Origin of the sequence: Yersinia aldovae ATCC 35236, assembly GCF_000173735.1 — a bacterium.
GTDB lineage: Bacteria > Pseudomonadota > Gammaproteobacteria > Enterobacterales > Enterobacteriaceae > Yersinia > Yersinia aldovae.
The window spans coordinates 23,445-47,617 of record NZ_ACCB01000018.1 but is presented as its reverse complement, the minus strand read 5'-3'; the positions used below and the strand labels follow the sequence as shown (position 1 = coordinate 47,617).

Below are 24,173 nucleotides of genomic sequence, written 5' to 3'. Positions count from 1 at the left end.
CATAAATGGAAAAGGTATGAAGAACTGGAGAACGCTTATTCTCGGATTGGTCGTCTGTGCCAATACCGCGTTCGCAGCACCGCAAGAAGTTGATAAAGTTGCCGCCGTGGTCGATAACGGCGTCGTTCTACAAAGTGATGTCGATGGCTTGTTACAATCAGTAAAACTGAACGCACAACAGTCCGGGCAACAGGTTCCAGATGATGCGACATTGCGCCATCAAATTCTTGAGCGTCTGATCATGGATAATATCCAATTACAGATGGCGAAAAAGATGGGTATAACTATCAGTGATGAAGCACTGGATAAAGCTATTGCTGATATCGCTGCGCAAAACCGGATGACTGCGGCGCAAATGCGTAGCCGTTTGGCTGCTGATGGTTTGAACTACGACACTTACCGCGAGCAGATCCGCAAAGAAATGCTGACATCGGAAGTGCGCAACAACGAAGTGCGTCGTCGGATAACTATTCTGCCGCAGGAAGTAGAATCTCTGGCCAAACAAGTGGGTAACCAAACCAGTGGTGACGCGGAACTGAACCTTAGCCACATCCTGATCCCCCTGCCAGAGAATCCATCCCAGCAGCAAGTTGATCAGGCTGAAGATCTGGCTAAAAGACTGGTGACCGAGATTAAAGGCGGCGCTGATTTTGGTAAATTAGCGATTGCCAACTCCGCAGACTCTCAGGCACTGAAAGGTGGTCAGATGGGCTGGGGCAAATTACAAGAGTTGCCATCACTGTTCGCTGAAAGACTGCAATCAGCTAATAAAGGTGATGTGGTCGGCCCTATCCGTTCTGGCGTGGGTTTCCACATTCTGAAAGTCAATGATATCCGTGGTGCAGATAAAACGGTTTCAGTGACTGAAGTTCACGCCCGCCACATCTTGCTAAAACCGTCACCGGTGATGACCGATGATCAGGCTCGTGCCAAGTTGACAGCGGCGGCAGCGGACATTAAGAGCGGTAAAAGCAGTTTTGCGACAATTGCCAAAGAGATTTCTCAGGATCCAGGTTCAGCGATGCAAGGCGGTGATCTGGGTTGGGCCTCACCCGATATTTATGATCCCGCATTCCGTGATGCTGTAATGAAGCTGAGTAAAGGCGAAATCAGTGCGCCGGTTCACTCCTCATTCGGCTGGCACTTAATTCAGCTCGTCGATACCCGTCAGGTAGATAAAACAGATGCGGCGCAGAAAGACAAGGCGTACCGTATGCTCTTTAGCCGCAAGTTTGCTGAAGAAGCTCAAACCTGGATGCAAGAGCAGCGTGCCGCTGCTTATGTGAAAATTCTTGATGGTAGTGATGCAAAACCACAATAATCGTATCGTTATTACCCCCGGCGAACCTGCCGGGGTTGGCCCGGATTTAGTCATCGAGCTGGCACAGCAGGATTGGCCTGTCGAGCTAGTGGTGTGTGCTGATCCAATCTTGCTAGCTGAACGTGCTAAAAAACTTAACCTGCCATTACAGCTACATGAATATCAGCAACATAAACCCGCGTTGCCACAACGCGCGGGGTCACTGACTATCTTGCCAGTGAACACAGCCACTGAGGTGACAGAAGGTCAGCTTGATGTCAAAAACAGCCACTATGTAGTAGAGACGCTGGCTAGAGCCTGTGATGGGGCAATCAGTGGCGAATTTGCCGCATTGGTTACCGGCCCGGTACAAAAAAGTATTATTAATGATGCAGGCATCCCATTTATCGGGCATACCGAATTTTTTGCTGATCGCAGCCTCTGCTCGCGGGTAGTGATGATGTTGGCGACAGAAGAGCTACGCGTTGCTCTGGCTACAACTCACCTGCCGTTGTTTGAAGTACCGGGTGCAATTACTCAGGCCAGCTTGCATGAAGTGATCACTATTCTTGACCGTGACCTGAAAACCAAATTTGGCATTAAGCGGCCGCAAATCTATGTCTGTGGGCTTAATCCACATGCGGGCGAAGGTGGTCACATGGGCCACGAAGAGATCGATACCATTATTCCCGCGTTGGATGCCCTGCGCCAACAAGGGATTAACCTTATCGGTCCCCTACCGGCAGATACACTATTTCAGCCTAAATATCTGCAACATGCAGATGCCGTCCTCGCGATGTATCATGATCAAGGGCTGCCAGTGCTGAAATATCAAGGATTTGGTCGGGCAGTCAATATCACTCTCGGTTTACCTTTTATCCGCACTTCTGTGGATCACGGTACCGCTTTAGAACTCGCCGCAACCGGTACTGCCGATGTTGGTAGTTTCATTACGGCATTAAATTTAGCCATTAAAATGATAAATAACAGCAATGAATAATAGAGTCCACCAAGGGCACTTTGCCCGCAAACGCTTTGGACAAAACTTTTTAAACGATCAGTTTGTCATCGACAGCATTGTCTCCGCTATTCACCCGGTTCCCGGTGAAGCAGTGGTTGAAATTGGCCCCGGCTTAGGTGCGTTAACAGAACCCGTCGCGGCACGAATGGATCATATGACGGTGATCGAGTTGGATCGCGATCTGGCGGCGCGGTTGGCCAGCCACCCACAACTGAAAGATAAGCTGACTATCCATCAAGAAGATGCGATGAAAATCAACTTTTCCGAGTTGGCGGAGCAGGCAGGGCAGTCGTTACGGGTGTTTGGTAACTTGCCATACAACATCTCAACGCCGCTAATGTTCCATCTTTTCAGCTATACTAATGCTATTCACGACATGCATTTCATGTTGCAAAAAGAGGTTGTTAACCGCTTGGTTGCCGGCCCTAACAGTAAAGCTTATGGTCGTCTTACAGTCATGGCGCAATACTATTGCAACGTCATTCCTGTGCTGGAAGTACCGCCAACGGCATTTACCCCAGCCCCTAAAGTTGACTCCGCAGTGGTACGCCTTATCCCGCATGTGAACATGCCAAATCCGGTGGGTGATGTGCGGATGCTTACCCGTATTACTACACAAGCTTTCAACCAGCGCAGAAAAACCGTGCGTAACAGCTTGGGTGATTTATTCACCTCAGAGCAGCTAATCGAATTAGGTATTGACCCAATACTGCGGGCAGAGAATATTTCGGTAGCGCAGTACTGTAAGCTGGCAAACTGGCTTTCAGCTCAATCGACATCGCAAGAATAAGCAGGAGCACGCTATGATTGAACAGCCCCGCGTTTGTGTACAGGTGCAAAGTATCTATGTGGAAACCCAATCGATACCTGAAGAGGAGCGTTTCGTCTTCGCCTATACTGTGACGATTCGTAATCTGGGCCGTTCAAAGGTGCAACTGATTGGCCGCTATTGGTTAATTACCAATAGCAATGGCCGCCAAACTGAAGTTCAGGGTGAAGGGGTTATCGGCGAGCAGCCGTTGATCCTGCCAGGTAATGAGTTCCAATACACCAGCGGCGCGGTTCTGGAAACGCCTCTGGGTACCATGGAAGGGCATTATGAGATGGTTGACCACCTCGGTCAGGCTTTCCGTACTGCGATTCCGGTGTTCCGTTTAGCGATCCCAGCACTGATCCATTAACCTGACCTATCAATTATGTCTACTTATCTTATTGGCGATGTTCATGGCTGCCTTGATGAATTGCTGGCGCTACTCGCGCAAGTCAACTTCGATCCGCAGCAAGATACATTATGGCTAACCGGCGATTTAGTCGCCCGTGGCCCCGCTTCACTGGATGTCTTGCGCTATGTACGCTCATTAGGGCCATCGGTTCGCATGGTGCTGGGTAACCACGACATACATTTACTGGCGGTGTACGCGGGTATTAGCCGCAATAAACCCAAAGATCATATTACGCCCTTACTTGAAGCACCTGACGCTGATGAGCTGATTAATTGGCTGCGTCGCCAGCCAGTATTACAAGTCGATGATAATTTAAAAATAATCATGGCTCATGCGGGTATCTCACCACAATGGGATATCGAAACGGCCCAAATGTGCGCGCGTGAAGTAGAGGCGGTATTAAGCAGTGACAGCTATCCGTTGTTTCTCGACGCCATGTATGGCGATATGCCAAATAACTGGTCTCCAGAGCTATCCGGGCTGGCGCGTTTACGGTTTAGCACCAATGCACTGACCCGGATGCGCTATTGTTTCCCTAACGGGCAACTGGATATGATCTGTAAAGATACGCCAGAAAATGCCCCAGCCCCACTCAAGCCGTGGTTTGATCTACCAAGACGCGTCTCCCCTGAGTATTCAATTATTTTTGGTCACTGGGCATCACTGGAAGGTAAAGGTGTCCCTGAGGGCATTTATGGGCTGGATACCGGTTGCTGCTGGGGAGGCGATTTAACGCTGTTACGCTGGGAAGATAAACGTTATTTCACGCAACATGCTTTTAAAGTCGAGGCTGAAATAACCAACGCTGATGAAATAGCCGCAGCAGCAAAAGATCCCACTAGTTACTTGTAATATATAAATAACCAGGCACTAAGGATTAAAAAAAGCCTGTTAATAAACAGGCTTTTAAATTTTAGATGGCAGCAACAATTAGCGTCTCTCAAGGATCTCGAAGCAATAACTGTGCGAATTCGCGTTATCTGCATCGTGGAACTCACTGAAGGTACTTTCCCATTCATCAGGCTCATAATCAGGGAAATGGGTATCGCCCCCCACCTCAGCATCAATATGTGTAAGATACATACGATTAGCGCGGCCTAAAAATTGCTTATAGACACGCCCGCCCCCCATCACCATGACTTCTTCTGTATCGCCAGCTAAAGTGAGCGCTTGCTCAATTGAGCTTGCCCACGTCACTCGGTCATCAGTTCCAGGTTGGCTGCTAATAACAATATTCAACCGCCCCGGTAGCGGGCGACCAATTGATTCGAAGGTCTTACGCCCCATAATTACCGGTTTATTTAGCGTATTACGTTTGAACCAGGCTAAATCAGCCGGTAAGTGCCACGGCATGGCGTTTTCCATACCAATAATGCGATCCGCTGCCAACGCAGCGATCAGGCTGATAATCATGTTTAAACCCTGTAGGCTGCAAGAGCCAGTACCGAAAAATTGCTCACACTATACGTAAAGCCTAATCAAGCGTCGATAGCGATAAGCAGGCTAATCACACATATAAGATTGCTCTTAGCCCGAGACAATAACAGAGAAGAAAAAAAACCTTATACACCAGGACGTTTGCGATATAACCATAATCCTGGCAAAGATAAACCGATCGACAACGCACCAACGATAAATGACGCTTTCAAGAAATTGGTCACCATAGTAGACATCAATTCCTCGCTGTAGCCTAGGTGAGAAATTTCCACCACGGATATCATCGCGGTATAGGCTGAAATCCCAGGAAACATCGGAATGACGGCGGCAACAGTGAAAACTTTTGGGTGTGCCAGCAACCAACGTGACCAGTTGATTCCTATCACTCCGATCAATATTGAAGCGAGTAATGAAGCCATTTCGATATTCATGCCGAAATGAATCATCAGCATACGCGAGCCATGACCAACCGCCCCCAAGAGTGCGCAATAACGTAATGCTCGCACCGGCACATTAAAAACCATCGCAAAACCCAGCGCCGGAATAGCGGCCAGCACCATGTCTTGTAGTAATGCCCAGAGTAAACTCACGACCACCCCCGCAATCCCCACAGTGCCATTGCGAATATCACCCCAATGCAGGTTGATAACGTTAATAAGCTTGCCATAGCCCAGCGGGCCAGGCCGGTATTAACATGCCCTTTAAACATATCGGCGACCGCATTGATCAACGGAAAACCTGGCACTAATAACAACACGCTAGCGGCCATCGCCACACTGGATGCCTCATGGAAAAACGGTAAGCGCATTAACAGCCCAGAAACAGAGGTCGCGACAAAAGCGGTGATACAAAAATTAATCAGCGGATTCATATGACGAGCCGTCAGGCTCTGGCGCACAAACATCGCCAGCCCACTAGCCAAAAAAGTGATGGAAAACGCATCCCAACCGCCACCATTTAACTTGCTAAAACAGCCACATGATAAGGCAACCATCACCACTACCAACCAACGTGGGTAACGCAAAGGCTTGATATGCTCAAAGCGTTTTTCCACATCTTTTGCATCCAACAAACGATGTTCCGCCATGATCACAATATGCTGTACCTCCGTCACAACATGCATATTGATACCACGGTCAGTATTTTTGCGGGTGGATGTCAGGCAATTCCCCTGACTAATGGTGGTCAGCACCACTGCGTTAGCCGAAATAGAACTCTCCACGCTGTCCATGCCCAGCGCCATCCCAAGCCGCGCGGACAACTGCTCAACCAGCATACTTTCTGCCCCATGCTGCAACAACAAGAGTGCGCATTTGATGCACAACCGCGTAATTTCTCGCTGCTGTTGATGCGAAACATTACTGCTTATTACATTGTCCAGGTTCATATTTGTGCATCACTATCCGTCAAAAAGGAAAAAATCGCTTTAACCCCATCACTACAAACAACCAAACTGCCGTAAATAACCAATAAGAATAATGCGAGAAAAGCTCAGTGGCGTTATCATCGCCAGAACGCACCATTCTCAATCGGTAATTCTGATGCTTGAAACTTCTTTGTTCGTCGCGACCCTGGCTACATTGGGAATGCTCTCCCCCGGCCCGGATTTCTTTCTGGTGATCAAAAATGCGGCCCGCTATCGCCGCCCTGCTGCAATGATGACAGCGCTCGGCGTCATTTTGGGTGTTGCCACCCATATGTCTTATTGCGTGGCTGGCCTGGCAGTGGTTATTACCACCACGCCGTGGCTGTTCAATTTTCTGAAATATGCCGGAGCCTGCTATTTGATCTGGATTGGTATTCAGGCGCTGCTGTCGCGTGGCGAAAGTAAACTCAGCATCGACAACACCACGCTATCCCCCATCACACTGAAAGCCGCATTTTGGCAGGGATACCTTTGCAATCTATTGAATCCCAAAGCGACTCTCTTCTTCCTCGCCGTTTTCACACAAATATTACAGATTAACTCTGGCGTGGGTGAAAACTGTGGTACGCCTCAATCATTTGGGTACTTGCCGTTATCTGGTGGCCGCTGCTGGTGATTTTAATCCAAAGTGCGCCAGTGCGCCGTGGTTTGGCAAAAGCACAAAAAGTTGTCGATAAATTACTGGGTGGACTATTAATTGGGTTGGGTATCAAAGTCGCTTTAAGCTAGTTAAACCGGCGGTGAGCCGCCGGACTATAAGCTACTCCTCACAACCCGCATGAACATTGATCTTCACCAATGTTGTTTATAAACAATACTATCGTTTATGAATAATACTTCTGCGCATAAGAAACACTGTATCGGCGAGTAAAAAGCGCGATTTTATAAATAATAAGCATAAAAAAGGGCGATGTTTCCATCGCCCGCAGACTGCTGACAAACCTCGACGACTCGATCTCAGGTGGTGAGGACAGGCAGAAGAGTAAAGCGTCCGCGTCAGGGATGGCGCGGCTCGAGCCATCAGGGACGATTTTACGGCGTCTTTACGATCTGCCTGTCCTCACCGCTGCGAGCACTTTGTCAATAAACTCAGGGCGATGTCACCATCGCCCTGCTATTTATGCCGAAGATTAACCTTTCATCTTCTTAATCTTGGCATGCATTTCTTGCACTGAAGTCACTTGCTCGGTAGGGTCCGCATTCAGCGCCATTGCCGTGGCAAAGCCACCATTCAAAGTGGTGTCGTAATGCACTTTATATTGCAGCGCACTGCGGCGGATCAGTTTGGAGTCTTCAATCGCCTGACGCCCGGCCGTGGTATTCACAATATAAGTGTATTCACCATTCTTGATACGGTCCTGAATGTGTGGACGGCCTTCATGCACCTTGTTGACCAGACGTGGATTTATCCCAGCCTCGCCCAACACCACCGCAGTGCCGTGCGTGGCATCCAGTTCAAAGCCCTGTTTTAGCAACTTCGCTGCTAAGTCAACGACCCGATGCTTATCGCCCTCGCGCACGGATAACAGCGCACGACCACTCTTTTTCATACCAGATTGACTGCCCAGCATCGCTTTAGAGAAAGCTTCGGCAAAGGTACGACCAACCCCCATAACTTCACCGGTAGAGCGCATTTCTGGCCCTAAAATCGGATCGACACCGGGGAATTTATTGAATGGCAGCACCACTTCTTTGACCGAATAGTAAGGCGGAATAATCTCTTCCAGAACACCTTGCTGTGCCAATGTCTGCCCCACCATCACGCGGGCGGCAATTTTTGCCAGTGGCATCCCAGTGGCTTTAGACACGAATGGCACAGTACGGGCGGCTCGCGGGTTAACCTCAATCAGGTAAACCTCATTGTTCTTCACCGCAAATTGCACGTTCATCAAGCCGCGAACACACAACTCAAAGGCCAGTTTTTCCACTTGCTGGCGCATCACATCCTGAATTTCTTTACTCAGAGTGTAAGCGGGCAATGAACAGGCTGAGTCACCGGAGTGAACCCCTGCTTGCTCGATGTGCTCCATAATGCCGCCAATCAACACACGCTCACCGTCACAAATGGCATCCACATCGACTTCTACCGCATCATCAAGGAAGCGATCCAGCAGCACTGGCGCATCATTTGACACACTGACAGCATTTTGGAAGTAACGGCGCAGGTCAACTTCGTCATAGACGATTTCCATTGCGCGGCCACCCAACACATAAGAGGGGCGAACCACTAGCGGATAACCCAGACCTGCCGCTTTTTCAACTGCTTGCTCGATAGTCGCTACCGTGGCGTTAGCCGGTTGTTTCAGACCCAAACGGTTTACCGCCTGTTGGAAACGCTCGCGGTCTTCGGCGCGATCAATCGCATCCGGGCTGGTACCGATAATCGGCACACCGGCAGCTTCCAATTCACGGGCCAATTTCAATGGCGTCTGGCCACCGTATTGCACGATAACGCCTTGTGGCTTCTCGATACGCACGATTTCCAGCACATCTTCCAGTGTGACTGACTCAAAGTAGAGGCGATCAGAGGTATCGTAGTCAGTCGAAACCGTCTCAGGGTTACAGTTCACCATGATGGTCTCATAACCGTCTTCACGCAGCGCCAGTGACGCGTGTACGCAGCAATAGTCGAATTCAATCCCCTGACCAATACGGTTCGGCCCACCACCCAGCACCATAATTTTCGGGCGGTCACGGGTTGGGTTGGATTCACACTCTTCCTCGTAGGTTGAATACATATAGGCGGTATCAGTCGAAAATTCAGCCGCACAGGTATCAACGCGTTTGTAAACCGGATGCAAGCCGTGCTTGTAACGCAATTTGCGCACTTCACCTTCCGTTGCGCCCACCAGTTTTGCCAGTCGGGAGTCAGCGAAACCTTTGCGCTTCAACTGGCGCATGAATTCAGTATTCAAGCCATTAATACCGCACTCCGCTACACTCTCTTCCAGCCGGACCAGCTCTTCAATCTGCACCAGGAACCAGCGGTCTACATTGGTCAGATTGAAAACACCATCAACTGACATACCAGCACGGAAAGCATCGGCGATATACCAGATACGGTCAGAACCCGCTTCTTTCAGTTCGCGGCGAATTTTGGTCAGCGCTTCCGGATCATCTAAACTCACTTTCGGGTCAAAACCGGTCGCACCCACTTCCAATCCGCGCAGTGCTTTTTGCAGTGATTCCTGCAAAGTGCGGCCAATCGCCATTACTTCGCCGACGGACTTCATCTGGGTGGTCAGGCGGTCATTGGCACCAGCAAACTTTTCGAAGTTAAACCGCGGAATTTTAGTCACAACGTAGTCGATGGATGGCTCAAAAGAGGCCGGCGTGCGGCCACCAGTGATGTCATTCATCAATTCATCCAGCGTATAACCCACGGCCAGCTTGGCGGCAATCTTGGCAATCGGGAAGCCGGTGGCTTTAGAGGCCAGAGCGGAGGAGCGAGACACGCGTGGGTTCATTTCAATAATAATCAAACGGCCATTTTTCGGGTTAACCGAGAACTGCACGTTGGAGCCACCGGTTTCTACGCCGATTTCACGCAGCACGGCCATCGAGGCATTACGCATAATTTGGTATTCTTTGTCGGTCAGCGTCTGAGCCGGTGCCACAGTGATGGAATCACCGGTATGGATGCCCATCGCATCGAAGTTTTCAATTGAGCAGACGATGATGCAGTTGTCGTTTTTATCACGCACAACTTCCATCTCATACTCTTTCCAGCCAATCAGTGACTCATCGATCAACAACTCTTTAGTGGGTGATAAATCCAGCCCGCGTTCGCAGATCTCTTCAAACTCTTCGCGGTTATACGCGATGCCGCCACCGGAGCCACCCATAGTAAAGGATGGGCGGATAATACAGGGGAAGCCGACATCAGCCGCAACAGCCAGCGCTTCTTCCATGTTATGTGCAATACCTGAACGCGCAGTATCCAAACCAATTTTCTTCATCGCAATATCAAAACGACGGCGGTCTTCGGCTTTATCAATAGCATCGGCGGTGGCACCAATCATGGTGACACCGAATTCAGCCAGCACTCCTTGACGCTCCAATTCTAGTGCGCAGTTCAGTGCGGTTTGGCCGCCCATAGTTGGCAATACTGCGTCTGGGCGCTCTTTTTCAATGATTTTGCGCACCACTTCCCAGTGAATCGGCTCGATATAAGTTGCATCAGCCATTTCCGGGTCAGTCATGATTGTGGCAGGATTAGAGTTTACCAAGATAACGCGGTAACCCTCTTCACGCAGCGCTTTACAAGCCTGAGCACCGGAGTAGTCAAACTCACAGGCCTGGCCGATAACAATCGGGCCAGCGCCCAGAATCAGGATGCTTTTTATATCTGTACGTTTTGGCATGGTTTGACGCTCCTGATTATTTATTGGTATGGCTAGCGGTGGCGCGATAAGCTTCAATCAGCTCAATAAAATGATCGAACAGTGGGGCTGCATCGTGCGGGCCTGGGCTGGCTTCCGGATGTCCCTGGAAGCTGAAAGCGGCTTTATCGGTACGGTGAATCCCTTGCAGGGAACCATCAAATAAGGACACATGCGTAGTGCGCAGGTTGGATGGCAATGAGGTTTCATCTACCGCAAAACCGTGGTTCTGCGCGGTGATCATCACGCAATTGGCATCCAAATCTTTCACCGGATGGTTACCACCGTGGTGACCAAACTTCATTTTTACCGTTTTGGCACCACTGGCGAGTGCCAGTAATTGGTGGCCTAAGCAAATGCCGAATACCGGAATGTCGGTTTCCAGAAAACGTTTAATGGCAGCGATAGCATAATCACATGGCTCAGGGTCGCCCGGACCGTTGGATAAGAAGATACCATCCGGATTGAGTTTCAAAACTTCTTCCGCCGGAGTCTGTGCCGGAACGACTGTCAGACGGCAACCTCGGTCCACCAACATGCGCAGGATATTGCGTTTCACGCCATAATCGTAAGCCACTACATGGAACGGCAAATCTTCTGGTTGCTTCGCCGCCGGTAGGTCGCCTTCCAGTGTCCAACTGCCTTGCAGCCAGTCATAACGCTCTTGGGTGGTGACTTCTTTTGCCAAATCCATTCCCTTCAAGCCGGGGAATGCTTTCGCTTTTTCTAGCGCCAATGCGGCATCAGACAAGTCACCCACAATAATGCAGCCGTTTTGTGCCCCTTTCTCACGCAGCAAACGCGTCAGCTTGCGGGTATCAATATCCGCAATCGCCACAATGTTGTGACGTTTGAGATACTCAGCCAAGCCTTCTTCATTACGGTAGTTGCTGGCAATCAATGGCAGGTCGCGAATAACCAGACCTTGGGCGTGTACTGCGGAGGATTCTTCATCGGAGGCATTGGTGCCGACATTGCCGATATGAGGATAAGTAAGAGTAACGATCTGGCGGGAGTAGGAAGGATCAGTGAGGATTTCTTGATAACCGGTCATCGACGTATTGAAGACCACTTCCCCCACTGCCGTACCCTCTGCCCCGATGGCCCGACCGTGAAATTGGGTTCCGTCTTCGAGAACCAATAGCGCTGACTTAATCAAAACATCCTCCAGGGGAATAAACAGTCACATTACTTGCATATTAATTCACATCTAGCGATCTAAATCAATGCAAAAACCGCTCTCAAAGCTAATTTTTGGCAAATTGGGCGCATTTTAATGATGGGTGACGCTTTTGTCTAGCCAAAGTGCCATTTTTTCTCTGTTTTTTACCGTTTTCATTAAATTGAGTGGTTTATCGAGGTAAAAACACAAGCTAACTTAACATAGTAAACGGTTGCGAGGGTGAGTCATCAAGAAATATCGTTTTGCGGCAGTGAAAACAAGATATAGCGATTAATGGAGAGCTTTAGAGGGTTAAAATACCATAAAACATGATAAAATAGATGTCATAAATAAAAAACACACAAAATACCCATTTAAGTAATAAAACAAAAAAGGACAATAAAATATTGCCCTATTATCAAACCATTATGATACAAAATCACCACATCGCTGATTTTACTTTATACCGTTAAAGTTCGTTCAGATTCAGTACATCACGCATGTCAAACAAGCCATTATCACGCTCAGAGACCCAAAGGGCTGATTTAACCGCGCCATTGGCAAAAGTCATACGACTGGTGGCTTTATGAGTGATCTCAACCCGCTCGCCAATATCAGCAAACATGGCGGTATGCTCCCCGACGATATCGCCAGCACGTACGGTCGCGAAACCGATAGTCCCTGGTTTGCGCTCACCGGTATGGCCTTCACGGCTATAAACCGCGCAATCCTTCAATGACCAGCCTAACGAATCGGCAATTGCTTCGCCCATCGCCAAAGCAGTACCTGACGGCGCATCCACTTTATGGCGATGATGCGCTTCAATAATTTCAATATCGGTGTAATCACCCATCACTTTGGCCGCCTTCTCAAGCAGCTTAAGCACCACATTGACCCCAACACTAAAGTTAGCCGCGAATACGATGCCGATATCAGCCGTAGCCTCTTGGATAGCAGCCTTACCTGCCTCATCAAAGCCAGTGGTACCAATCACCATCGCTTTGCGCCACTTACGGCAAATGGCTAAATGTTCCAGCGTGCCTTCAGGGCGGGTAAAGTCGATCAAAACATCGAAATGATCCGTTACCTTGGATACATCATCGCTTACCGTGACATTCAACATACCAATACCGGCCAACTCGCCCGCATCACTGCCGACCAAAGTAGAACCTACTCGCTCAATGGCGGCTCCCAGCACCACACCTTCGCTCTGTGCCACGGCCTGAATAAGTTGCCGTCCCATGCGCCCACCCGCACCAACCACAGCAATTCGAATTGTTGAATCAGTCATAAACCCTCTTAATATTGTGTCATCTATCCTGAGCAGGGTTCAGATTAGCTGCCCGTTAAGGACTCTGCCAGCCTATTTAATCTGTATTAGAAAAAAATGATATACGCTCGTTTTTATCAGTGAAACCTCTCATTACCTTACACAACCTTATTCAATCCGTTATCTGATGAATTTCAGTGAGATAAAAATGCCATATTCAATTCGATACGGATCATAACGCTTAATTTCTCACCGTATAGTTATTTCGCATACTCATGCAGTTGTAACGATATACAGCCATAAAAAAAGCAGCCACTGCGGCTGCTTTTTAACACTGAATTCACACATGAGTTAGTCGATCTGCTTCACATCAACACGCAACTCTTTAGGGACTTCAAAGACAATACTCTCTTCGCGCCCCGTCAGCTCAATTGACTCGCCAGCACCGAGCGCTTGCAAGCGTGCAATCACTTGTTGCACCAGAATATCCGGTGCAGATGCTCCAGCAGTGACGCCTATGCGTGCCGCGCCGTGCAGCCAGGCGTCCTGAATATCAGCAGCAGAATCAATCAGATAAGCAGGTTTACCCATCCGCTGGGCCAGTTCAGCCAAACGGTTGGAGTTAGACGAGTTTTTCGAACCAACCACCAGGACAACATCGGCATCATTGGCGAGATCACGTACCGCTTCTTGCCGGTTAGTGGTGGCATAACAGATATCATCTTTACGCGGGCCGACTATCTTTGGAAAACGCTGATGCAAAGCATCGATAATCGCTGAAGTATCGTCAACAGACAAAGTGGTCTGCGTCATAAAGCACAGATTACTCTCATCTTTAACCTTCAACTGCCAGACATCATTAGGTGACTCGACCAGATACATTCCCCCTTGTGGGTTACTGTATTGCCCCATCGTCCCTTCCACTTCTGGGTGCCCCGCGTGGCCAATCAGAATGGCTTCTTTACCCTTACGGCTGGCACGCGCAACCTCCATATGGACTTTGGTCACTAATGGGCAGGTGGCGTCAAACAGCATAGTCAATTTACGCGCACGGGCTTCGGCACGGACCGCCTGCGACACGCCGTGAGCCGAGAAAATCAAAATGGAGCCATCGGGCACCTCTGAGATTTCCTCAATAAAGATAGCTCCGCGGCCACGTAAGCTGTCGACCACGTAGCGGTTATGCACCACTTCGTGACGCACATAGATTGGCGCGCCATACATTTCAATGGCGCGTTCAACAATACTGATAGCCCGATCAACCCCGGCACAAAAGCCGCGTGGATTAGCCAGCAATATCTGCATGTATTACCTCCTGTCGGGGGTCAATCTCCAGCACTTCAATGTCAAAGCTGACGATGTGCCCAGCCAACGGGTGATTAAAATCAACAGTAATCGACTCTTCTGCAACTTCCCGCACCACACCTGGCATTTCACTGCCGTCACGAGTGGTAAACAACATGATAGTCCCGGCATCAGGAACACCGGTTTGCGCAAAATCGCGCTGTGTAAAGTACTGAATCAAATCAGGGCTTTCCACACCAAAGGCATCCTCAGGCTGCAAGCTAAAAGTGTGCTTGTCACCTACCTTTAAGCCTATCAACTGTTGCTCCAGCGCATCGGAAAGGCTGTTATCACCTAACCGAAATAACGCGGGTTTCCCATGAATATGGGTCGATTCTGCCGTAGAGCCATCTTCCAGCTTCAAAGTGAAATGCACCAATACGGCACTATTTTCTTTTACTTGATAGCCTTGTTCTTGCTCTAACATCTCACTCACCTTTGTCTATCGCCGTTTTCTCAGCCGGGCTTAAAAAGCCTTCGAATATCACCAACGCAGCACCGATACAAATTGCTATATCAGCGATGTTAAATGTTGGGAAATGCCAGCCGTTGACGTGGAAATCAATAAAGTCGATCACTGCGCCATGCACCATGCGATCGAACAGATTACCTAATGCGCCACCGATAATCAGGGCATAAGCGCAGTTCAGCAGACGCTGTTTTGCAGTAGAGCGATACATCAGCACCATCAATACTATAGAGATGCCGATAGCGACTCCTGCAAAGAACCAACGTTGCCAACCACTTTTATCTGCCAGAAAGCTAAATGCCGCGCCAAAATTCTGTGCGTAGGTCAGGTTGAAAAAAGGGATTAGCGGGATTGATTCATACAAGGCAAAGTGGGTCATGACCCACTGTTTGCTGCCAAGATCGAGAATTATCACCGCTACCGCCAGCCACAACCAGCGTAATCCGGTCGAACACATCGATTTACTCATCAGGCGAACTTACGCTCTTCACCGTTACCGGCTACGTTAGTGACACAGCGGCCGCACAGTTCTGCATGTTCCGCTACCAAACCGACGTCTTGAGTATAATGCCAGCAACGCGGGCACTTCTCACCGTCAGCCTTATTAAAGGTAATTTCAACCCGGCAATCAGTTCGCTTTGCTGGGCATCATCACCCGCCTCAGCATAGGCGGCCACTTTCGCAGCCGAGGTCAGCAAGACAAAACGCAGCTCATCTTGCAAACTGTTCAAACGTGCCGCCAGCTCAGGCTCCGCGAACAGGGTGACTGCCGCTTCCAATGAACCACCAATGCGCTTATCACTGCGGGCCTGTTCCAATACTTTGTTTACTTCGCCACGTACTTTCAGTAGCTCGGCCCAAAAAGTATCGTTCATCCCCTCATCACCAGCCAAGCCAAACAGACCGTCATACCACTCTTCTGTGAAGACGTATTGCGGACGTTCACCTGGCAGTTGATTCCAGATTTCATCTGCGGTGAAGGACATGATTGGAGCCATCCAGCGAACCAAAGCTTCAGCAATATGGAACAGCGCGGTCTGACAGCTACGACGTGCAACGCTGTCGCCTTTCGCGGTGTACTGACGGTCTTTAATGATATCGAGGTAGAAAGAACCCATCTCAACTGAACAGAACTGCATCAGGCGCTGCACTACCAAGTGGAAGTCGTAGTTTTCGTACGCTGCCATAATCTCGGCTTGCGCCGCTTGCGCACGGCCTACAGCCCAGCGGTCTACCACCACCATCTCTTCTGGTTTCACCTGATCCAACGCCGGATCAAATCCATTCAGGTTAGCCAGCAAGAAGCGCGCAGTGTTACGGATACGACGGTACGAGTCAGCAGAGCGTTTCAGAATCTCATCCGAAACAGCAATCTCGCCAGTATAATCAGTTGATGCCACCCACAGGCGCAGGATGTCGCCACCCAATTTATTCATCACATCTTGCGGGCTGATGGTGTTACCGATGGATTTGGACATTTTACGCCCCTGACCATCCACGGTGAAACCATGAGTCAACACCTGACGATAAGGCGCTTTACCCTTCATCGCAGTCGCAATCATCAGTGACGACATAAACCAACCACGGTGCTGGTCAGAACCTTCCAGATACATATCTGGGCTATGACCACCAAACTCTGGGCGATCGTCAACCACGGAGGAATGAGTTGAGCCGGAATCGAACCATACATCCAAGGTGTCTGGTACTTTGACGTAATCGGCGGCATCCGCACCCAAAATTTCCGCAGTGTCCAGATCCCACCAGGCCTGAATACCGTCTTGCTCTACACGCTTGGCAACTTCTTCCATTAGCTCAGTGCTGCGTGGATGAAGCGCTTCCGTCTCTTTATGCACAAACAGAGACATTGGCACACCCCAGGTACGCTGGCGCGAAATACACCAGTCTGGGCGGTTTGCCACCATGGTTTCGATACGCGCCTGGCCCCAATCGGGGATCCACTGCACGCCTTTGATCTCTTCCAACGACTGCTTACGCAAACCTTTTTGATCCATGCTGATAAACCACTGCGGTGTGGCACGGAAGATGATCGGTGTTTTGTGACGCCAGCAGCACGGGTAGCTGTGAACCAGTTTTTCAACTTTCAGCAATGCGCCTTTTTCGCGCAGCAACTCAACAATGATGTCATTAGCTTTAAAGACAAACAGGCCGTCCAGCGTTGGGTAAGTCCCTGCCAGATAGCAACCGTTCGGGCCAACCGGGTTGGCCACTTCCAGACCGTATTTCTGGCCGATAACAAAGTCATCTGGGCCGTGGCCTGGTGCGGTATGAACTGCGCCAGTACCAGCATCCAGTGTGACATGATCGCCCAAGATTGCTGGAACATCGAAGCCCATAAACGGGTGATTGAAGCGCAGCAGTTCCAGATCAGAACCTTTGCAGCTACCCAATACCGTCCACTCAGCAATGCCAGCGCGCTTCATGACACTCTCAACCAGATCTTCTGCCAGAATCAGGCATTCACCTTCAATCTGTACCAACTGATAAATGTATTCGGCGTTCAGTGAGATTGCGCGGTTTGCAGGCAAGGTCCACGGCGTGGTGGTCCAGATAACCAGTGAAATCGGGCCATTAGCATTAGCTACGCCAAATTTGGCACTCACTGCGGCTGAATCGACGGCATTAAAGCGCACATCAATGGAAGGCGAGGTTTTGTCGTAATATTCGACTTCAGCTTCAGCCAGTGACGAACCGCAATCGGTACACCAATGCACCGGCTTCGCACCTTTGTGCAGATGACCGTTATCAATGATTTTGCTTAATGCACGAATGATGTTGGCTTCAGTTTTGAAATCCATCGTCAGGTAAGGATGGTCCCAATCGCCCAACACACCCAAGCGGATGAAATCTTTCTTCTGGCCTTCAACCTGTTCAGCGGCATATTTACGGCAGGCGGTACGGAATTCTGCGGCGCTGACTTTGTCGCCCGGCTTGCCAATTAACTGTTCAACTTTTAACTCGATCGGCAGGCCGTGGCAGTCCCAACCTGGAATATAAGGTGAGTCATAGCCAGCCATTCCTTTCGATTTAATAATAATATCTTTGAGAATTTTGTTAACAGAGTGACCAATGTGAATGTTGCCGTTCGCATAAGGAGGGCCATCGTGCAAAATAAAGGTCTTTTTACCTTTCTTGGCCGCACGAATAATCCCGTACAGATCCTGCTCATACCAACGTTTCAGCATGTCAGGTTCACGCTTAGCCAGATCGCCGCGCATCGGGAACCCTGTTTCAGGCAAGTTCAGGGTATTCTTATAGTCACTCATTAGATTCTCGGTTCCGTTTCGGCTAGAAATATTAAACCGGTGTCTTTAGCCCGAAAAAGGTTCGGGCCGTCACCACATCATTGGCGATTTGCTGCTTTAGGGCATCGAGCGAAGCAAAACGCTGTTCGTTGCGCAGTTTTGCGCAGAGCACCACATCAATATGACGCCCATAAAGATCCATTGTGACATCAAGCAGATGAACCTCAAGCTGCTGGCGAACACCCGCAACCGTGGGCCGGGTACCAATATTGGCCACACCGGGTAATGGCTTTGGACCCAAGCCATAAACATCAACTGCATACACTCCTTTCACCGGAGCGACTAAACGTTTTAACGGCAGGTTCGCCGTGGGGAAGCCAATCGTCCGCCCCAGTTCATCACCGTGAACGACACGGCCGGAAATACTGTATGGGTGACCAAGCAGGGTTTCTGCCAATGCCAAATCGTCATTATGAAGCGCCTGACGGATCGCAGTACTGCTAATGCGCAGCCCACCATCACAAAAGCTGTCAGTGCTGATAACATCAAAACCAAATTCAGCACCCGCTTGCTGTAGTAGCTGAAAATCCCCCTGACGCCCTGCGCCAAAGCGAAAATCATCGCCCACGGTTAAAAACTTAACACCCAACTTCTCTACCAGCAACTGAGCAACGAAAGCTTGCGCAGTAATAGCTGCAAAACGCGGATCAAATTTAACACACAATAAATAGTCAACACCGACTTCGGCCAGGTATCTGGCTTTATCGCGTAAACGCGTTAGTCGAGCCGGTGCTTTATCCGCTGCAAACAATTCCAGTGGTTGCGGTTCAAATATCATTACCATAACAGGCAGCCCCAAACGTAGACCTTCACGCTTTAGTTGCTCCAGTAAGGCTTGATGCCCACGATGGACACCATCAAAGTTACCGATAGTTAGCACGCAACCATGGTGGCGTGCCCGGATATTATGTATACCGCGAATTAGCTCCATAGCTGGCTCAAAACAGTGGAAATCGCCGGATTATACCTTGTACAGCGGTTAAGGTTAACCCGCGATTGGCACCTTTAATCGAAAGTCATACCATTTTGCCAATAATATGCAGGTAAAACCCCTTTTACTGAGTTTATCCTGTAGAATACGCACGCCGTTGAATACAGAAGCAGGCTGAGATTTTTACAAGAACCACCGTCAAATCCCTTCGAGGCAGTGAACTGTGGAATTTTCTTTCGAAAGACTGTATTCCGCAGCGCGAAGCTGGTAAAATCCCGCTCCATCACAACGTAGCAAGTGCCGCCCGTACAAACGGCGCTTATTTGCACAAATCCATTGACAAACGAAGGCTAAAAGGGCATATTCCTCGGCCTTTGAATTGTCCTCAATAGAATATATTTGGGAGTTGGACCTTGGCTAATATCAAATCAGCTAAGAAACGCGCCGTACAGTCTGAGAAACGCCGCAAGCATAATGCTAGCCGTCGCTCAATGGTGCGTACCTTCATTAAGAAGGTGTATGCGGCAATTGCAGCTGGCGATAAAGACGCAGCGCAAAAAGCATTTAATGAAATGCAACCAATCGTGGATCGTCAGTCCTGTAAAGGTCTGATCCACAAAAACAAAGCAGCGCGTCATAAGTCTAACTTAGTAGCGCAAATCAACGCAATGCAGTAATTGCATTACGTCGATTGCTTAGTAAAAAGACCGGCTTAGGCCGGTTTTTTTATATCCTTTTTTTGGATTATTTATCATTTAGCCACTTCATGTTCAACCCTGCCTATACCTTATAAACTTAAAAATGCATAAAACCGCCAGAGAGACAAATCGGTTGCGAACCGATTTTAACCACATTTAGCCTCTCCCACCGGTTAAGGCTGATGAGTTTACTTATGATAATATTCAGGATAACCAATTGATTTTGACTAAAAGTATCAGAAAACAGGTTTAAACAGGGCTTGCAGTGGCCTCGCAGAAGCGAGGCCCAAGAATAGGCGGAGTCACGATGACAGCCAACTCATCTGTAGTTTGAAAGACAGCGGGTATATTTAGCCGCTAAAAAGTGCGGAAAAATCTTTGTTACAAACCCGCTGTACTGCTGGATGCTGGATCATACGTTCAGCAAAAATCACGTAATACTCTTCCACCACACTATCCAGACGACCAATTTCAACAATGTTGTCATCTTTAGCGTAGGTATCAGCTGCATACATGGTGGGTGCGACAAAAATAACATTATGATAAATAGCAAAAGCATTCATCAACGCAGCGTCATCGAACTCCCCCAGAATCTCTACCTGTATACCTTTACTGTTAATCCAGTTAAGCAATTTACGCCCTAGCATTGAGCGACGACCGGGGATCAATAATTTCTTTTGCTGCAAACAGGCCGGGAAAGGTAAATCTGGAATGGGCTGACGGCAATAGAAACTCACGCTGCACTCCCCCAATTTGACCGAGAACAACCCTTCTTGCTGGCTGGAATCAACCGGGCAATCAGAGAGGATCATATCCAGCTTATGCTGACTCAACTGCTCCAGCAGCATTTCATGGGTTGATTCGAAACAACGCAGATGAATCTTTTCATGGTCAGCCACAGCGGTTTCTAACACCTGGCTGACTAAACGTTTCGATAAAGCATCTGCAACACCGACATCAAATAACAGGTTCGACTCTTTGCGATAATTTACGATATCCAGCATTTCGTGGCTGAGCATAAACATTTTGTCGGCATAGCGAAAAACCAGTTGCCCAAGTTCAGAGGGAACCAACCCTCGCCCCTGCCGCTTAAATAACTTACCGCCGAGCCGCTCTTCCAGTGCTTTGATCTGACCGGTAATCGTTTGCGGTGTCAGGAATAGTGCTTCTGCCGCACCCACGACTGAACCGGCCTTACAAACCTGCCAAAAGTAAAAAAGATGATTGAAATTGATATGTGACATTCGCATATTGTTATCTCCTTAACATGCCGCAGGGCCAGATATATGGCTCCGTCCACGACAAACCGTCCCTGTTCTATATCCGTCATAGTTCAGGTGCAGGTGTGTTGGCGGCTTTCGCTAACCCGAATCACTTGCTCATCGTGATTAACAAGCCTCAAGCAAACTCATCCTACGGGCTAGCATAAATGCGCTTCAAATCGGCTCATCAGCGATTTATCTCTGCTTTACCACCTTCCTGCATCGTGAAATCTATGGGTATAAGACCTACACCAACTGTAAGTCAGGCGTTTCCAAACAAAACCGCCGGTGTCATTACCTTCACACCGGCGGTATTAAAATACCATCAGTATAATGGCTGATTAATTCACTGCTTTTCGATTCGCGGGCAATGCCAGACGCAATAAGCTGTAACCGACAAGCGCCGCGGCGGTAGATCCTAATAATATGCCCAACTTAGAGTAGGTGAGCAAAGCAACATCCGCACCTTCGAATGCCAGTGAAGCGATAAATATCGACATGGTGAAACCAATCCCACACAGCACCGACACTGCAAAAATCTGCTTAAAGTTTATCGCGTCAGGCAGTTTAGCAATCCCCAGCTTAACCGCGAGCCAACTAAAGAGGAAGATCCCCAATGGCTTACCGATAAACAGGCCAGCCGCAATCCCCATCGGCAACAATGATGTTAGCCCGGATAGAGAAACGCCCTGCAATGACACCCCCGCATTGGCAAATGCAAACAATGGCAGAATCAAATAGGCCACCCACGGGTGCAAACCATGCTCCAGTGACTCCGAAGGCGAGCGCTTATCTTTCGTGTGAAGCGGTATCATAAAGCCAACAATCACACCGGCTAAGGTCGCATGTACGCCTGATTTAAGGATGCAGACCCACAGCACTAACCCGACCAGTAGATAGGCTGATGTCTTCCCAACCCCGCGCCAGTTCATATATGCCAGTAGCGCAATGGCCGCAGCAGCTAAACCTAAGGCTAATAGCGAAACCTCATGGGTATAAAACAGTGCGATAATAACGATAACGCCCAAGTCATCAATAATGGCTAATGCCAGTAAAAAGACTTTCAGGCTGGTTGGCACTCGGTTCCCCAGTAATGCCATGACACCCAGTGCAAAAGCAATATCAGTTGCAGCCGGAATTGCCCACCCTTGGCGGGTAATCTCATCAGCCCCATTAAACAGTAAATAAATCAGCGCCGGAGCCAACATACCGCCTAAGGCAGCAATGGCCGGAAAAACCGCTTTATCACGCCCTGCTAATGAACCTTCCATCAGTTCGCGCTTAACTTCCAAGCCGACAACCAGGAAGAATATCGCCATTAGGCCATCATTGATCCATAGCAACAGCGGCTTACTGATATCCAGTGATGCTATTTTTACCGATACCGGTACATCCAGAAATGATTGATAAAGCCCATGCAATGAGCTGTTAGCCATAAATAAGGCGACGACGGCGGCGAAAATTAAAATCAGGCCGCCCGCAGCCTCTTGGCGTAAAAATTGACGAATCATGTTTGTCACAATGAGTAACTCCTTACATCGGACGGTGAGCTGCTGCCCGGCAAATCAATGCATGAATTTTAGGATATTCCTTAACTCGAAAAAAGTCGTTTTTATTGCGCTTAATGCTCGAAAAAACCGAGTAATAAGTGATTCACATCACATTATGTTGCGCAGGTGAGATGAAAAAAATCCCCGATGTTTATCGAGGATTTTTTATTTTCTCTGCTTTATTAGCCAGTTAGCGACTAATTAGCGAGTCAGGTCGTCAAAAAACTTCTTCACGCCATCAAGGAAGCTCTTCGAACGCGGGCTATTCTTCTCACCCGCAGCGCCGACAAAGCTTTGTTCCAACTCACGCAGCAGTTGTTTCTGTTTTTCGTTCAAGTGGACTGGCGTCTCGACCACAACGCGGCACAGTAAGTCGCCCTGAGCACCACCACGCACAGATTTAACCCCTTTACCACGCATCCGGAACAGTTTGCCGGTTTGAGTTTCCGCAGGTACTTTCAGCTTAACACGACCATCCAACGTCGGGACTTCAATCTCGCCGCCCAAGGCTGCCATCGCAAAGTTGATTGGCACTTCACAATACAGGTTATTGCCTTCTCGTTCGAAGATTGGATGCGCTTTAACTTGCACCTGAACGTACAAATCACCTGATGAAGCACCGTGTTCGCCTGCTTCACCTTCGCCACTTAAGCGAATGCGGTCACCGGTATCTACACCTGCCGGGATCTTGACCGACAGCGTTTTGGCTTTCTCAACGCGGCCATTTCCTCGACATTTGTTGCACGGGTCTTTAATGATTTGACCACGGCCATGACAATGAGGACATGCCTGCTGTACGGTGAAGAACCCTTGGCGCATCTGCACCTGGCCGTGGCCGTGGCAGGTAGGACAAGTCACCGGAGAACTGCCCGGTTTTGCGCCACTACCGTGGCAAACGTCACACTCATCCAGCGTTGGGATGCGGATCTCTTTGGTCACGCCGCGTACCGCTTCTTCCAGTGTCAAATCCATGTTGTAGCGCAGATCCGAACCACGGGAAGCACGTTGTTGCCGACGGCCACCACCAAAAATATCACCGAAAACATCACCGAAGATATCGGTGAAATCAGCACCGCCACCGCCACCAAAACCACCACCGCCCATACCACCTTGTTCAAAGGCTGCGTGACCGTATTGATCGTATGCCGCACGCTTTTGTGGGTCGGTCAGAATTTCGTAGGCTTCTTTAACTTCTTTGAAATTTTCACCGGTATCGTTCTCATCCTGATTACGGTCCGGATGGTACTTTACTGCCAGGCGTTTATAGGCCTTTTTGATTTCACGTTCATCAGCGTCTTTTTTAACGCCTAAAACCTCGTAATAATCTCTCTTCGCCATTCTCTTTTTTTCCTACCCTTAACATGCGTGCACGGGC

19 protein-coding genes and 2 pseudogenes are annotated in these 24,173 nt (G+C 49.1%); 7 read left to right on the top strand and 14 right to left on the bottom strand.

Features of this window, described 5'->3' with window-relative positions:
• Nucleotides 1–16: 16 nt before the first annotated feature.
• The 5 genes from surA to apaH are packed head-to-tail and all read left to right on the top strand — an operon-like array spanning nt 17 to nt 4,396.
• Complete coding sequence (gene surA / locus YALDO0001_RS10325) at nt 17–1,321, top strand: peptidylprolyl isomerase SurA (RefSeq protein ID WP_004702794.1); 1,305 nt, start codon at nt 17–19, stop codon at nt 1,319–1,321.
• Nucleotides 1,305–2,300, top strand: coding sequence for a 4-hydroxythreonine-4-phosphate dehydrogenase PdxA (gene pdxA / locus YALDO0001_RS10320; RefSeq protein WP_042547776.1), 996 nt, complete (start codon nt 1,305–1,307; stop codon nt 2,298–2,300). Before surA ends, pdxA begins: the two co-directional genes overlap by 17 nt.
• Entirely contained in the window at nt 2,293–3,111 is an 819-nt protein-coding gene (gene rsmA / locus YALDO0001_RS10315) for a 16S rRNA (adenine(1518)-N(6)/adenine(1519)-N(6))-dimethyltransferase RsmA (protein WP_042839746.1), read from the top strand. Before pdxA ends, rsmA begins: the two co-directional genes overlap by 8 nt.
• Before the next feature lie 13 nt (nt 3,112–3,124).
• Nucleotides 3,125–3,502 carry a Co2+/Mg2+ efflux facilitator ApaG/CorD gene (apaG, locus tag YALDO0001_RS10310; protein ID WP_004702789.1) on the top strand — a complete coding sequence of 126 codons (378 nt, stop codon included), beginning with the start codon at nt 3,125–3,127 and terminating at the stop codon, nt 3,500–3,502.
• Nucleotides 3,503–3,517: 15 nt separating this feature from the next.
• On the top strand, nt 3,518–4,396 hold the full coding sequence (gene apaH, locus YALDO0001_RS10305) for a bis(5'-nucleosyl)-tetraphosphatase (symmetrical) ApaH (protein WP_004702787.1): 879 nt from the start codon (nt 3,518–3,520) through the stop codon (nt 4,394–4,396).
• Nucleotides 4,397–4,474: 78 nt separating this feature from the next.
• On the opposite strand, the gene folA is transcribed toward apaH, so the two are convergent.
• From folA to YALDO0001_RS10290, 3 genes are all read right to left on the bottom strand, one after another.
• Nucleotides 4,475–4,957 (bottom strand): type 3 dihydrofolate reductase, encoded by a 483-nt coding sequence (gene folA, locus YALDO0001_RS10300; RefSeq protein WP_004702785.1) that lies wholly within the window; start codon nt 4,955–4,957, stop codon nt 4,475–4,477.
• 149 nt (nt 4,958–5,106) lie between these two features.
• The gene (locus YALDO0001_RS10295; RefSeq protein ID WP_042839745.1) at nt 5,107–5,571 is read right to left on the bottom strand and encodes a threonine/serine exporter; all 465 of its coding nucleotides are present in this window, start codon (nt 5,569–5,571) and stop codon (nt 5,107–5,109) included.
• Complete coding sequence (locus YALDO0001_RS10290; protein ID WP_042839744.1) at nt 5,568–6,368, bottom strand: threonine/serine exporter family protein; 801 nt, start codon at nt 6,366–6,368, stop codon at nt 5,568–5,570. The genes YALDO0001_RS10295 and YALDO0001_RS10290 overlap by 4 nt, the downstream gene beginning before the upstream one ends.
• A 154-nt stretch (nt 6,369–6,522) precedes the next feature.
• Here YALDO0001_RS10290 and YALDO0001_RS10285 point away from each other — a divergent pair.
• A pseudogene (locus tag YALDO0001_RS10285) lies at nt 6,523–7,136 on the top strand (LysE family transporter).
• A gap of 401 nt (nt 7,137–7,537) precedes the next feature.
• On the opposite strand, the gene carB reads toward YALDO0001_RS10285, so the two are convergent.
• The 8 genes and pseudogenes from carB to ribF form a co-directional block, all read right to left on the bottom strand.
• On the bottom strand, nt 7,538–10,771 hold the full coding sequence (carB, locus tag YALDO0001_RS10280) for a carbamoyl-phosphate synthase large subunit (RefSeq protein ID WP_004702774.1): 3,234 nt from the start codon (nt 10,769–10,771) through the stop codon (nt 7,538–7,540).
• Between the two features lie 16 nt (nt 10,772–10,787).
• The gene (gene carA / locus YALDO0001_RS10275) at nt 10,788–11,948 is read right to left on the bottom strand and encodes a glutamine-hydrolyzing carbamoyl-phosphate synthase small subunit (protein ID WP_042547768.1); all 1,161 of its coding nucleotides are present in this window, start codon (nt 11,946–11,948) and stop codon (nt 10,788–10,790) included.
• 472 nt (nt 11,949–12,420) lie between these two features.
• Nucleotides 12,421–13,242, bottom strand: a complete 822-nt coding sequence (gene dapB / locus YALDO0001_RS10270; RefSeq protein WP_004702770.1) for a 4-hydroxy-tetrahydrodipicolinate reductase — start codon at nt 13,240–13,242, stop codon at nt 12,421–12,423.
• A 330-nt stretch (nt 13,243–13,572) separates the two neighbouring features.
• Nucleotides 13,573–14,526 (bottom strand): 4-hydroxy-3-methylbut-2-enyl diphosphate reductase, encoded by a 954-nt coding sequence (ispH, locus tag YALDO0001_RS10265; protein WP_042839742.1) that lies wholly within the window; start codon nt 14,524–14,526, stop codon nt 13,573–13,575.
• On the bottom strand, nt 14,507–14,992 hold the full coding sequence (gene fkpB, locus YALDO0001_RS10260; RefSeq protein WP_004702766.1) for an FKBP-type peptidyl-prolyl cis-trans isomerase: 486 nt from the start codon (nt 14,990–14,992) through the stop codon (nt 14,507–14,509). Before fkpB ends, ispH begins: the two co-directional genes overlap by 20 nt.
• A 1-nt stretch (nt 14,993) precedes the next feature.
• Complete coding sequence (lspA, locus tag YALDO0001_RS10255) at nt 14,994–15,503, bottom strand: signal peptidase II (RefSeq protein WP_004702764.1); 510 nt, start codon at nt 15,501–15,503, stop codon at nt 14,994–14,996.
• A pseudogene (gene ileS / locus YALDO0001_RS10250) lies at nt 15,503–18,318 on the bottom strand (isoleucine--tRNA ligase). The gene lspA and the pseudogene ileS overlap by 1 nt, the downstream one beginning before the upstream one ends.
• A 31-nt stretch (nt 18,319–18,349) precedes the next feature.
• On the bottom strand, nt 18,350–19,288 hold the full coding sequence (gene ribF / locus YALDO0001_RS10245; protein ID WP_042839740.1) for a bifunctional riboflavin kinase/FAD synthetase: 939 nt from the start codon (nt 19,286–19,288) through the stop codon (nt 18,350–18,352).
• Between the two features lie 413 nt (nt 19,289–19,701).
• On the opposite strand from ribF, the gene rpsT reads away from it, so the two are divergent.
• Complete coding sequence (gene rpsT, locus YALDO0001_RS10240) at nt 19,702–19,965, top strand: 30S ribosomal protein S20 (protein ID WP_002220715.1); 264 nt, start codon at nt 19,702–19,704, stop codon at nt 19,963–19,965.
• A gap of 371 nt (nt 19,966–20,336) precedes the next feature.
• Here rpsT and nhaR read toward each other — a convergent pair whose 3' ends face one another.
• The 3 genes from nhaR to dnaJ form a co-directional block, all read right to left on the bottom strand.
• Nucleotides 20,337–21,236: a transcriptional activator NhaR gene (gene nhaR, locus YALDO0001_RS10235; RefSeq protein WP_042547763.1), complete on the bottom strand. Its 900-nt coding sequence runs from the start codon at nt 21,234–21,236 to the stop codon at nt 20,337–20,339.
• A gap of 353 nt (nt 21,237–21,589) precedes the next feature.
• Nucleotides 21,590–22,768 carry a Na+/H+ antiporter NhaA gene (gene nhaA, locus YALDO0001_RS10230; RefSeq protein ID WP_042839738.1) on the bottom strand — a complete coding sequence of 393 codons (1,179 nt, stop codon included), beginning with the start codon at nt 22,766–22,768 and terminating at the stop codon, nt 21,590–21,592.
• A 231-nt stretch (nt 22,769–22,999) separates the two neighbouring features.
• Entirely contained in the window at nt 23,000–24,136 is a 1,137-nt protein-coding gene (gene dnaJ / locus YALDO0001_RS10225) for a molecular chaperone DnaJ (RefSeq protein WP_004702737.1), read from the bottom strand.
• Between the last annotated feature and the right edge of the window lie 37 nt (nt 24,137–24,173).

Bases quoted from the DNA above. Each gene is read 5' to 3' on its own strand.
- YALDO0001_RS10290 (WP_042839744.1), bottom strand. From the start codon at position 6,368: ATGAACCTGGACAATGTAATAAGCAGTAATGTTTCGCATCAACAGCAG.
- apaH (WP_004702787.1), top strand. From the start codon at position 3,518: ATGTCTACTTATCTTATTGGCGATGTTCATGGCTGCCTTGATGAATTG.
- surA (WP_004702794.1), top strand. From the start codon at position 17: ATGAAGAACTGGAGAACGCTTATTCTCGGATTGGTCGTCTGTGCCAAT.
- ribF (WP_042839740.1), bottom strand. From the start codon at position 19,288: ATGGAGCTAATTCGCGGTATACATAATATCCGGGCACGCCACCATGGT.
- lspA (WP_004702764.1), bottom strand. From the start codon at position 15,503: ATGAGTAAATCGATGTGTTCGACCGGATTACGCTGGTTGTGGCTGGCG.
- rsmA (WP_042839746.1), top strand. From the start codon at position 2,293: ATGAATAATAGAGTCCACCAAGGGCACTTTGCCCGCAAACGCTTTGGA.
- apaG (WP_004702789.1), top strand. From the start codon at position 3,125: ATGATTGAACAGCCCCGCGTTTGTGTACAGGTGCAAAGTATCTATGTG.
- ispH (WP_042839742.1), bottom strand. From the start codon at position 14,526: ATGCAGATATTGCTGGCTAATCCACGCGGCTTTTGTGCCGGGGTTGAT.
- nhaR (WP_042547763.1), bottom strand. From the start codon at position 21,236: ATGCGAATGTCACATATCAATTTCAATCATCTTTTTTACTTTTGGCAG.
- fkpB (WP_004702766.1), bottom strand. From the start codon at position 14,992: ATGTTAGAGCAAGAACAAGGCTATCAAGTAAAAGAAAATAGTGCCGTA.
- pdxA (WP_042547776.1), top strand. From the start codon at position 1,305: ATGCAAAACCACAATAATCGTATCGTTATTACCCCCGGCGAACCTGCC.
- dapB (WP_004702770.1), bottom strand. From the start codon at position 13,242: ATGACTGATTCAACAATTCGAATTGCTGTGGTTGGTGCGGGTGGGCGC.
- folA (WP_004702785.1), bottom strand. From the start codon at position 4,957: ATGATTATCAGCCTGATCGCTGCGTTGGCAGCGGATCGCATTATTGGT.
- carB (WP_004702774.1), bottom strand. From the start codon at position 10,771: ATGCCAAAACGTACAGATATAAAAAGCATCCTGATTCTGGGCGCTGGC.
- dnaJ (WP_004702737.1), bottom strand. From the start codon at position 24,136: ATGGCGAAGAGAGATTATTACGAGGTTTTAGGCGTTAAAAAAGACGCT.